This is a genomic window from Terriglobales bacterium (assembly GCA_035457425.1).
Lineage (GTDB): Bacteria > Acidobacteriota > Terriglobia > Terriglobales > Acidobacteriaceae > JACPNR01.
The window spans coordinates 1-10,672 of record DATIBR010000029.1; the positions used below are offsets into that span (position 1 = coordinate 1).

9 protein-coding genes are annotated in these 10,672 nt (G+C 66.4%); 4 read left to right on the top strand and 5 right to left on the bottom strand.

Features of this window, described 5'->3' with window-relative positions; all coding sequences use genetic code 11:
• The 5 genes from VLA96_02300 to VLA96_02320 all read right to left on the bottom strand — a co-directional run.
• On the bottom strand, positions 1–336 hold a 336-nt coding region (locus VLA96_02300; protein ID HSE48019.1), incomplete at its 3' end, for a hypothetical protein.
• Positions 337–1,473: a hypothetical protein gene (locus tag VLA96_02305; protein HSE48020.1), complete on the bottom strand. Its 1,137-nt coding sequence runs from the start codon at positions 1,471–1,473 to the stop codon at positions 337–339.
• A 73-nt stretch (positions 1,474–1,546) separates the two neighbouring features.
• Entirely contained in the window at positions 1,547–2,170 is a 624-nt protein-coding gene (locus VLA96_02310) for a hypothetical protein (GenBank protein ID HSE48021.1), read from the bottom strand.
• Between the two features lie 187 nt (positions 2,171–2,357).
• Positions 2,358–2,657: a hypothetical protein gene (locus VLA96_02315; protein HSE48022.1), complete on the bottom strand. Its 300-nt coding sequence runs from the start codon at positions 2,655–2,657 to the stop codon at positions 2,358–2,360.
• Between the two features lie 98 nt (positions 2,658–2,755).
• Entirely contained in the window at positions 2,756–3,697 is a 942-nt protein-coding gene (locus tag VLA96_02320) for a serine hydrolase (protein ID HSE48023.1), read from the bottom strand.
• 191 nt (positions 3,698–3,888) lie between these two features.
• Between VLA96_02320 and VLA96_02325 the strand changes: the two genes are divergently transcribed.
• From VLA96_02325 to VLA96_02340, 4 genes are all read left to right on the top strand, one after another.
• Positions 3,889–4,722, top strand: coding sequence for a sigma-70 family RNA polymerase sigma factor (locus tag VLA96_02325; GenBank protein ID HSE48024.1), 834 nt, complete (start codon positions 3,889–3,891; stop codon positions 4,720–4,722).
• An 85-nt stretch (positions 4,723–4,807) separates the two neighbouring features.
• Positions 4,808–6,151 carry a TolC family protein gene (locus tag VLA96_02330; protein ID HSE48025.1) on the top strand — a complete coding sequence of 448 codons (1,344 nt, stop codon included), beginning with the start codon at positions 4,808–4,810 and terminating at the stop codon, positions 6,149–6,151.
• Positions 6,148–7,242 (top strand): efflux RND transporter periplasmic adaptor subunit, encoded by a 1,095-nt coding sequence (locus tag VLA96_02335; GenBank protein HSE48026.1) that lies wholly within the window; start codon positions 6,148–6,150, stop codon positions 7,240–7,242. The genes VLA96_02330 and VLA96_02335 overlap by 4 nt, the downstream gene beginning before the upstream one ends.
• Before the next feature lies 1 nt (position 7,243).
• Positions 7,244–10,513 carry an efflux RND transporter permease subunit gene (locus tag VLA96_02340; protein HSE48027.1) on the top strand — a complete coding sequence of 1,090 codons (3,270 nt, stop codon included), beginning with the start codon at positions 7,244–7,246 and terminating at the stop codon, positions 10,511–10,513.
• Positions 10,514–10,672: the final 159 nt, after the last annotated feature.

Sequence of the window (10,672 nt, forward strand, 5' to 3'; positions counted from 1 at the left end):
GACCACGACGTGCACCTTGCGCGAGCTCTTGGGAGTGACCTCGAACTGGCGGGGCACGAACTCGATCCAGTTCGACGCCGAGCGCGGATACGTCCCCGGAGAACCGAAGACGCGCTCGTTCTTGTCGTTGTACCACCAGTCCTGGATGGTGCCTTGCATCTGCACGGCGCGCTCGGTCTCATTGACCACCGTGATGTCGAACTCGACCGGCTTGCCGGGTTGGAACTTGAGATCGAAGACCGCGGGCGCCATGGCCAAGCCACCCTGGCCGAAGGCCAAGGAAGTGCTCGCGGCGAGCAGCAGCGCCAGCAGGAAGGTGCGAGGAGCAGTCAACATTTATGGCACCGTGAGGGTGTAGGTAATGGTGGCGGAGTCGGAGCCAAAAGAAGTGGGACCGTTGAGCGCGGCCGTGTTCATGGCCACGCCGACCACCCGGTTAAGAGTGACGCCGTTGGTGATGGAGAACGCCGCGCGCGGCAGCGTCCCGGCATTCAGGTTCGCCGCGACATCGGCCTCGCGCATGCTTAGCAGGGCGCTCTTCGCGAAGTTGGTCTTGACCGCGATGGCGAGAGAGCCGGTCGTAGTCGAGTAGTTGGTAAAGCTAGGCGTGACGCGGTAGTTGGTGTACCAGATCACCGGGTTGGTGCCGATGACGTTCGCGCAATTGCCGGCAGGGTCAATGCCCAGGCCGTTGATGTTGCCGACGCTCAGCGAGTACGTCGTGGCGGAGGTCGATCCCGAGTTGGTCATGGTGCAGGCGGGACTGAGCGTTCCCGTTTCCAGCACCAAGCGAAGCGCGGTGGAGGCGCTGACGCGGAGAGTGATGGTGGCCGTATCGCTGTCGCAGACGCCGCCGGGACAAACGTCGAGGTCCTGCGCGAACAGCGTCACGGTGGCGGTGTCGATGCCGGTAGAGAATGCGCTCGCTCCACTCAGGTTCATGACGAGCACGCCGATGTCGGCGTCGAACGGCGTGTTGTTGGCGCGATTGCGTGTCGGGAGAACGACCGTCTGCGCGCCCGCGTTGAGCGACATCGGGTTGAAGTTGCTCGCGACGGTGCATGCGCCGGCTTCCGGGCATGAATAGACGATGAGTGCGGCAGATTTCGTGAAGTTGCCGCTGACATATGCCGTCATCTGCACCCGGTGCGGTGCGGGCAAGCCCTGAAAGGTGACGCGATAGGGCGAGGCATAGAGAGCGCCGCCGTTGAAGCTGGTGCTCAAGACACTCACCCCCGCGACGGTGGCGCCGCCCGCGCCGATCCCGTTCACGTTGCCCATGTTCATCGTGTAATTCGGACGCGCGCCGGTGATCGCAGCGCCGCCGGGAGCTTGCGAGACGTTGATCTTGATATTGCCCGCCCGGGCGGAGGGCACGAGCAGGAGAAAAAAGAAGAGGGGGAGTAGGCCGGCGACCCGGAGAAGCGAGAGGCCGTGCTGCCGCGGCCGCCCGAAAGCGGCGCGCGGAAGCACGGCGAAACTGCTCTGCCAGTCCTGGTCACACGACATGGAAACGGGACTCCTCAAGAGATCGCGGCGTCCCGGCCTAGTTGGCGACCAGCGTGTAAGTGAGCACGACCGAGTCAGCGCCCGTCGAGCCCGCTCCGTTCACGTTCGCCGCGATCATCGCGATACCGAGCAAGCGATCTTTCGGTGTCGCGCTGTTGGTCGCGGCGGAGATGATGGTGGTGTCGGTGGTCGTGAGGTTCGTGGTGAGAGCAGTGGCGCCGCTCGCGAACGAAGTCTCACGGACTTTCAACATCGCGTTGTTCGTGAAGTCGGTAGCGATCTTGAGCTTCACGTCGGCGGTGTTGGGCAGACCGGCGTACTGCGTCTTGATGCCGTAGTTGGTGTACCAGACGTAGTTGCCGGCCACCTGCGTCACGTCGGTGCAGTTGGCGCCCGGGTCGATGCCCAGACCGTTGATGTCGCCGAAGTTCATCGAATACGTGGTGGCGTCATCGTCGGTCGTGCCGTTGGTCCGGGTGATGGTGCAGGCGGGCGTGTTCGTGCCGGTCAGCAACGTCAGCCGGAGTGCGTTCACCACGTTGACGTTGATGGTGAGGTCGGCCGTGACTTGCGCCGGGCTGGCGTTCACGGCTTCCGCCGCGAATGCCGGCGCGCACGCCAGTGTGAGAAGCAGGACTCCTAAAAGCAGTTTCGTACGCATTCATTCTCCTTGTCGTTAGACAGAACTTTCCCCGGGTCTTTCCAAGGTGCGCCGCGTGGAATCACAAACCTGGTCTCAACCTGGGGAGTTGCGTACTTTTATCGTGGAACCTTCAGGACGCGCAAGTAACAAAAGTAACTAGTGCGCGGTACTTCCCGGAGTGGGAAAGTCCCATAAGAGGAACAATTTAGGATGGCACTTTAGTGGTGGTGCAGAGCCGGCCCTCGTTCTCCTCCAACATCTCGCGCCAGGCGGAAAGACGCGGCTCGAGATTGGGGGTGCAGGCGGCGAGGCGGTGACCCTTGGGCCAGAGAACGATGGCGGGGGAAGCGGCCAACGCGCCGCCCACCGCGGCAGGCAGCGCGTTCGAGCCCGGCGTGGCTGCAGGCGGCGTGGCGGACACCGTCGTGTCAGGGCTGACGGTCACGGTGAGGTTGACCGTGTCGGAGAAGAACAGCAGCAGCAACAGCGCTGAAGCCTTGACCATCGAGGGCGCTCATTTTCCCGGGGGACGATTGCAACCGTGAAGCGGAACGGAACGGCGACATTCTGCTGTGGAGAGTCGCAAGATGTCAACCGCGCGGGCTATTTCGTGGCCTTGTGCAGGCCGGCGGGCGCCCAAGCGTCGACGATCGCCTTCGCCAATCGCGCGATGGTGATGTAAGCCTCGTTGTCGGGAGTCCAGCTGGTGTCCTTGTTGTCCCAGGTGAAGGCCGAGATCACGATCGGACCGTTCTGGGTGTACACCAGCGCGACGTCGTTGCGTACGTCGTCGAGTTCGCCGATCTTGTCGGCGATCGAGGAAGCGCTCTCGCTGGTGTCAGTGCGCTCCAGATACCGCGGCACCATGTAGCGGAATTGCTGGTTCCTCATGATGTCGATCATGCGCTTGCAGAAGTCGGGATCGTGGAGATCGCAGCGCTCGATGACCTCGAGCACGGTCGCCATCTCGCGCGCAGTAGTTTTGCCCAGGCCGAACTTCGGTTGATCGGCGGGCACGGGACCCTCGGCGGGCTTGTAGACCTTCTTGTACAGATAGGTATTCTTCAGGGCGATGCGTTCGAGCCGAGCATTCACTGCCGGGATGCTCACCTGGTCGATGACCATGTTCGTGGCGGTGTTGTCGCTGAGGTCCATCATCAGCACGATGGCGTCTTCGAGCGTGAGCTGCAGGCCGGGACGCATGAAGGTGAGCACTCCGGAACCGCCGACTTTGTCCTCCTCGCGGAGCGTGAGCTGCTTGTAGAAGCTCAGTTTGCCCTCCTTCCGCTGGACGAACGCCTCGAGCATGATGGGCAGTTTAATGACGCTGGCGGTCTGCACCGGCACATCGGCGTTGAGCTCCACCGTCTGGCCGGTGCGAAGCTGCTTGGCGAACAGCGCGACCTTGCCGCGATGCGCGCGCGCGATCGCCTCGACTCTCGCTTGCAGGGTGCTGGAGGCCTGCGGCCGTGCGGGCCGGGATTGCGCGGCAGCGGGGGCTGCGAAGGTCGCGAGAAGGAGCCAGATCGTTGCCAGGTTTCGCATAAGAGCCTGTGGGCAGGGTTATATCAGATGTGAGACGCGTGAGCCCGCCTGAGTGGATCGCGAATGTAGCAAGGTTTGCTAGGACGCCTTTCGTGTCTTCGCGCGCCTCGAATGCGTTGACACTTGCGAACGGGGTTGTGCGATGAATCCGTATCGGCCCTCGTTTTTTTGTTACATTCCAAGCCAGACCCATGCGACCGGACCTGGAGAAGGCGCTCGGTGAAGTGCGCGGTGGCTCGCCCGCGGCGCTGGAGCGCGCGCTCGAGACGCTGCAGCAGACTGTCTTCAAGTTCAGCATGAAGTTATGCGGGCATCGCGAAGACGCCGAAGACACAGCGCAGGAGACCCTGCTGCGGACGGCGGCCGAATTGCGCAAGTTCGATTCGTCGCAGGCGCTGGCTGTTTGGCTGTACAAGGTCGCGCGGTCGCGCTGCTTGATGTCGCGGCGGCGCAGCAAGTTCGACCGCCACCCGCATCTCTCGCTCGACGACGTGCTGCCCGACCGCGCCGGCCTGGAGGCGCAACTGGCGTCCTCCGGTCCGGGTCCGGAGCAGCGCCTGCTGCGCAAAGAGGATGCCGGGGAGTTGGCGCGGGCCGTGCTGCGCATCCCGCCGCTCTATCGCCAGGTGCTCGTTCTGCATGACATGGAGGAGCTCTCCGCGCGCGAGGTCGCGCAGGTGATGGGGATCGCGGAAGGGACGGTGCGGGTCAGGCTGCACCGCGCCCGGGCGTTCCTGCGGAACGAGCTGGCCCTGCGACAGCGGGGACCGCGGAAGAAGAAAGAGGGCGGGCCGAAGCCGATCACATGCCGCGCGCTCTTTGCACGGCTGTCGGATTACATCGACCACCAGATCGATCCCGGCGTCTGCGAGCGACTCGAGGTGCACCTCGATGACTGTCGCCCCTGCCAGGCCTACCTCGCGAGCCTGGAAGAGACCATCCGGCGCTGCCGAACGCATTGTCCGCCGCCGATGAAAAGGAAGCTCCAGTCCGACCTGCGGGCGCTGCTGAAAACCATCTCCTGAGCGCGGCGGTGTCCACCGTCACATCTTTCCCGCACCGTACCTGTAACGATTTCCAGCGAGTCTGCATTCATTCGCTGGAGCTCTTATGGGCAAGCATCTCCTGGCCATCTTCTTATTACTCGCGCCCGGGGCGGCGGCGCAGACGCGGCTGACCCTGGCCGACGCGGTCGCCAGCGCACTCGAGAAGAATCCCACGCGCAAGGCCGCGGTCTTCCATCGCCAGGCCGCCGCGGCCGGTGTGAAGGAAGTACGCGGGAGCCTGCTGCCGCAGCTCTCGTTCTCGGAGAGCTATCAGCGCAGCAACGACCCCGTGTTCGTGTTCGGAAGCAAGCTGCGTCAGCAGCGCTTCGGGCCGGGCGACTTCGCGCTCAACGTGCTCAATACCCCGACGCCGTTCGGCAACTTCGCCACACGGTTCTCCGGCGGATGGCAACTGTTCGACTCGGGCGCAAGTTGGATGCGGCTTGCGCAGTCGAAGCAGGCGTCGCAACTGGCGCAGCGGCAACTGGAGCGCTCCGAGCAGCAGCTGGTCTTTCGGGTCGTCGACGCCTACTTGAACCTGCTGCTCGCCCAGAAACAGCTGCAAGTGGCGGACGACGCGGTCGGCACGGCGCAGGCGATCCATGAGCGCAGCAAGAGCCGCTTCGACGCGGGCATGGTGGTCGAATCCGACCCGCTGGCGGCGCAGGTGGAGCTGGCGCAGCGTCGGCAGGAGCAGATCGCGGCGCGCAACGCGGTGGAGCTGGCCCGCGCCGCGCTCGCGCACGAGCTCGGCGCCTCGCTCGACACCGTCTACGAGCCCGCCGAGGTCCTGGCCGAGCGCGCGCTTCCGGCTATCGATCAGGCGCAGCTCGAGAAGCTCGCGCTGGAGCGGCGTCCTGACCTGGCCGGCGTGAACCTGCAAGTCGAGATGCAGCGCAAGAACGCAAGCATCGCGAAGGCGTCCTTCGGGCCGAAGGTGAACGTGGTCGCCGACTGGCAGGCGGACGCTCCGAGCTTCGTGGGCGGCGGCGGGAACAACTGGTACGCGGGCGTCGAGCTGAGCGTGGACCTCTTCTCGGGCGGCGCGAAGCTGGCGCGGTTGCGTCGCGAGCAGGCGACCGTGCGCGAGGCCGATGCGCAGCGCGACGCGTTGACCAGCGGCGTGCGCCTCGAAGTCCGCAAGGCGGCGCTCGACCGCGCCGCCGCCGAGCAGCAGCTCGCGGTCGCGCGCGATTCCGTCGCGCAGGCGAAGGAGAGTCTCCGCATCAGCCAGAACCGCTATGACGGCGGCCTGATCACCATCTCCGACCTGTTGCGCAGCCAAGAAGCCTCGTTGCGTGCGGAGACCGGCTACTGGCAGGCCGTGTACCGGGTCCACCTCAGTCACGCCAATCTCGAGCTGGCGACCGGAACACTGGGCGCCGACTCATCCGCGGTGAAGCCATGAAGAAAGTCGCGCTTGCTCTCGCTGCCTTGTCGTTCGCGCTCGCCGGCTGCGGCGAGAAGAAACCCGTTGCCGACGACGCCGAGCGTGTGCGCGGCGTGCAGACGGTCACCATCCAGCGCAGCGCCGTGCCCGACGAGGTCGAGGCCGTCGGCACCGTCCATGCCAACCAGAGCGCGCAGCTCTCGGCGCAGATCGTCGCCAGCGTGCGCGCAGTGAACGCCGTCGAGGGCAGGCGCGTTCGGCGCGGCGACGTCCTGCTCGTGCTCGACGACGCGGCGACGCGTGCCGCCGCCGACCAGGCCAGTGCCGGCATCACGGCAGCGCAGCAGCAGGCCGCGGCCGCCGACGCGAACTATGGTCTCGCGCAGGCCACGTTCGCGCGCTACCAGGCGATGTACGAGAAGAAGTCCGTGAGCCCGCACGAGATGGACGAGGCGCAGGCGCGCTACAAGGCCGCCGCCGCGCAGCGCGATGCCGCCAATGCCGCGCAGGCGCAAGCGGTCGCGGGCTCGGCGCAGGCGCGCGCCATGCTCGGCTACACGCGCATCCGCGCGCCCTTCGATGGCGTGGTCACGGCGAAGAACGTCGATCCCGGCGCGCTCGCGGCCCCGGGCGCGCCGCTGGTGACGGTGGAAGACACCTCGAGCTTCCGCCTCGAGGTCGCGGTAGACGAGTCGGACTTGCGTTACGTCCAGCTCGGCGGCAAGGCGCCGGTGGTGATCGACGCGCTGGGCGAAGACATCCAAGCCGCCGTCCAGCAGGTCGTCCCCGCCGCCGATCCCGGGAGCCGCAGCTTCGTGGTGAAGCTGGCGCTGCCGAAGGACGCGCGCCTCCACTCCGGCCTGTTCGGGCGCGCGCGCTTCCCCCGCGGGCAGCGCGACGCGGTGGTGGTGCCGCGCACGGCGGTGGTAGAGCGCGGCCAGATGCAGGGCGTTTACGTCGTCGGCGCCGACGGCGCGGTCGCGTTGCGCTTTATCACGCTGGGCAGGCCGATGGGAGAGCGGGTCGAGATCCTGTCGGGACTCTCCGGCGGCGAGCGCCTGGTCGCGGCGCACGGCGGGCGCGACCTGGCAGGAAAGAAAGTGGACTGACATGAGGCACGCGCTGCGCACCGCCGGGAAGATCGCTCACGCGTTCATCGACTCGAAGCTCACGCCGCTCACCATCGTGGCCGCGCTGCTGGTCGGCGCCTTCGCCATCTGGCAGACCCCGCGCGAGGAAGAGCCGCAGATCGTGGTCCCGATGCTCGATGTGTTCGTGCAGATGCCGGGCGCGTCGGCGGCGGAGGTGGAGCAACGCGCCACCGTCCCCATGGAGAAGCTGCTGCGCGAGGTCCCGGGCGTGGAGTACGTGTACTCCATCTCCTCGCCCGGCATGAGCATGGTCATCGTTCGCTTTTACGTGGGCGAGAAGGAAGAGGACGCGATCGTCCGCACGTACAACAAGCTGTACTCGAACTTCGACCGCATCCCGCCGGGCGTCTCGCCGCCGCTGATCAAGGTCCGCTCCATCGACGACGTGCCCATCATGGCGCTCACGCTGTGGGGCGCGAACTACGACGGCGCGACGCTGCGGCGGATCGCCGGCGAGCTCGAGCACTCCGTCAAGCAGCTCGATGACGTGAGCGAGACGCACCTGGCCGGCGGGCTGCCGCGCAAGGTGCGCGTGGTGCTCGACACCGACCGCCTGGCCGCCTACGGCCTCTCGCCCGCGCAGCTCGTCGGCGCCCTCCAGGCCGCGAACCAGCAGGTGCAGGCCGGCAGCTTCGCGCGCAACAACCAGGAGTTCCGCGTGGACGCGGGCCGCCTGCTCGCGCGGCCCGAAGACCTGCAGCGGATCGTGGTCGGGGTGCGCGGCGGCAAGCCGGTCTTCCTGCGCGACGTAGCAACCATCGACGCCAACGTCGCCGAGCCGGACGACTACGTGCTGTTCGGGGAAGGGAAGGCGTCGGGGAAGACAGGCGAGTTTCCGGCGGTGACGCTGACCATCGCGAAGCGCAAAGGGACGAACGCCAGCGTGATCTCCGAGCGCGTGAAGGAGAAGATCGCGGCGCTGCGCGGCCACCTGTTGCCCTCCGACATCAACGTCACCATCACGCGCGATTACGGCCAGACGGCAAAGCACAAGTCGGACGAACTGCTGAAGCACCTGCTGCTCGCTACTCTCTCGGTCACGCTGCTGATCGCCTTCGCGCTGGGCTGGCGGGAGTCGGGCGTGGTGCTGGTGGCCATTCCGGTCACGCTGGCCCTTACGCTCGCCATCTTCTACTTCCTCGGGTACACGCTGAACCGCGTGACGCTGTTCGCGCTCATCTTCTCCATCGGCATCCTGGTGGACGACGCCATCGTGGTGGTCGAGAACATCGTGCGCCACTTCCGGCTGCCGGAGAACCAGGGCCGCCGGCTGGCGGAGGTCGCGGTAGAAGCCGTCGACGAGGTCGGCAACCCCACCATCCTGGCGACGTTCGCGGTCATTGCCGCCATCCTGCCGATGATGTTCGTCCGCGGCCTGATGGGGCCGTACATGCGGCCCATCCCGGTAGGCGCCTCGGCGGCGATGATCTTCTCGCTCATCGTGGCGTTCGTGGTCTCGCCGTGGGCCTCGCTGCGGCTGCTGCGCGCCGAGGGCGGGCACGCCGAGAAGCACGCGGCTGAAGGCTGGACCACGCGCTTCTACCGTCGGCTGATGCGTCCGCTCGTCGCCGAAGCCAGGCGCCGCACGCTCTTCCTCTTCGGCGTCATCGGCCTGCTGCTGCTCGCCGTCCTCTTCGTCCCTGCGAAGTTCGTGAAGGTGAAGATGCTGCCCTTCGACAACAAGAGCGAGTTCCAGGTCATCGTCGACATGCCCGACGGCACCACGCTCGAGCAGACCACCGCGGCCGCGCAGGCTTTGGCCGCCAAGGTCGCGCAGGAGTCGGAGGTCGCCAACTACCAGATCTATGCCGGCACCTCCGGCCCGTATAACTTCAACGGCCTGGTGCGCCATTACTTCCTGCGCCAGGGGCCGAACCAGGCGGATATCCAGGTGAACCTGGTCTCGAAGGACGAGCGCTCGGCGCAGTCGCACGAGATCGCCAAGCGCGTCCGCCCGAAGCTGGAGGAGGTCGCACGGCAGTTCGGCGCGCGCATCAAGGTAGCCGAAGTGCCGCCCGGACCGCCGGTGCTGCAGACGCTGGTCGCCGAGGTCTACGGCCGCGACTACGACCAGCAGCTCGCGCTCGCCCGGCAGGTGAAGGACGTGTTCCAGTCCACACCGGGTGTGGTCGACGTCGACTGGTACGTCAACGATCCGCAGGAGCAGTACGACCTGAAGGTCGACTTGGACAAGGCGGCGCTGCACGGCATCTCCGCCGGCGACGTCGCGCGCACCGTGCGTATCGCGCTCGCCGGCAGCGAGGCCGGCCTGTTGCACTCCCCCAGCGCGCGCGAGGATATCCCCATCGAGGTGCGGCTCTCGCGCGCCTCGCGCTCCGGCATCGAGGAGCTCCAGGCACTCAAGGTCCCGACCGCCAGCGGTGGCCTGGTGTCGCTCGGTGAAGTGACAACGGTCGAGCGAACTACGCTGCGGCCGTACATCTATCGCAAGAACCTGCGGCCGGTCGTCTACGTCACCGCCGACGCGGGCGGCGCGGAAGAGAGCCCGGTGTACGCCATCATGAAGATGGCGGAGAAGCTCAAGGTGCTGAAGACGCCCGACGGCGCCGCCATCGAGCAGTACTCGGCCGCGCTCCCGCCCGACGCCGAGCGCTACGCCATGAAGTGGGACGGCGAGTGGCACATCACCTACGAAGTCTTTCGCGACCTCGGTCTTGCCTTCGCCGCGGTGCTCATCCTGATCTACGTGCTGGTGGTGGCGTGGTTCCGCTCGTTCCTCACGCCGCTGGTGATCATGGCGCCGATCCCGCTGACGCTGGTCGGCATCCTGCCGGCGCACGCCATGCTGGGCGCGTTCTTCACCGCGACCTCGATGATCGGCTTCATCGCCGGCGCCGGCATCATCGTGCGCAACTCGATCATCCTCGTCGACTTCATCGAACTGCGCCGCGTGCAGGGCATGACGCTGGAAGACGCGGTCGTCGACGCCGGCGCGGTGCGCTTTCGCCCCATGCTGCTGACCGCGGCGGCGGTCGTGGTGGGCGCGAGCGTCATCCTCTTCGATCCCATCTTCCAAGGGCTGGCGCTCTCGCTGATGGCAGGCGAGGTGGCTTCGACCGTGCTTTCGCGCATGGCCGTGCCGGTCCTCTACTACATGAGCCAGAAGCGCCACGCGGGCGAGCCGCAGCCGCCCGAGACGCATGCGCCCGAGACCGTCGCCGATTACGAGATCGCCGGCACGCACGAGCCTGCCGAGGTCCATGATTAAGGAGAAGCACATGTACATCGACCGCTGGTTGCGACTGATCGCGGGGGCGTTCGTCCTGCTCTCGCTCGCGCTGGGTTACTGGGTGAGTCCCTACTGGTTCCTGTTCACCGCGTTCGTCGGGCTGAACCTGTTGCAGTCCGGCTTCACCGACTGGTGCCC

Bases quoted from the DNA above. Each gene is read 5' to 3' on its own strand.
- VLA96_02310 (HSE48021.1), bottom strand. From the start codon at position 2,170: ATGCGTACGAAACTGCTTTTAGGAGTCCTGCTTCTCACACTGGCGTGC.
- VLA96_02315 (HSE48022.1), bottom strand. From the start codon at position 2,657: ATGGTCAAGGCTTCAGCGCTGTTGCTGCTGCTGTTCTTCTCCGACACG.
- VLA96_02320 (HSE48023.1), bottom strand. From the start codon at position 3,697: ATGCGAAACCTGGCAACGATCTGGCTCCTTCTCGCGACCTTCGCAGCC.
- VLA96_02325 (HSE48024.1), top strand. From the start codon at position 3,889: ATGCGACCGGACCTGGAGAAGGCGCTCGGTGAAGTGCGCGGTGGCTCG.
- VLA96_02330 (HSE48025.1), top strand. From the start codon at position 4,808: ATGGGCAAGCATCTCCTGGCCATCTTCTTATTACTCGCGCCCGGGGCG.
- VLA96_02335 (HSE48026.1), top strand. From the start codon at position 6,148: ATGAAGAAAGTCGCGCTTGCTCTCGCTGCCTTGTCGTTCGCGCTCGCC.
- VLA96_02340 (HSE48027.1), top strand. From the start codon at position 7,244: ATGAGGCACGCGCTGCGCACCGCCGGGAAGATCGCTCACGCGTTCATC.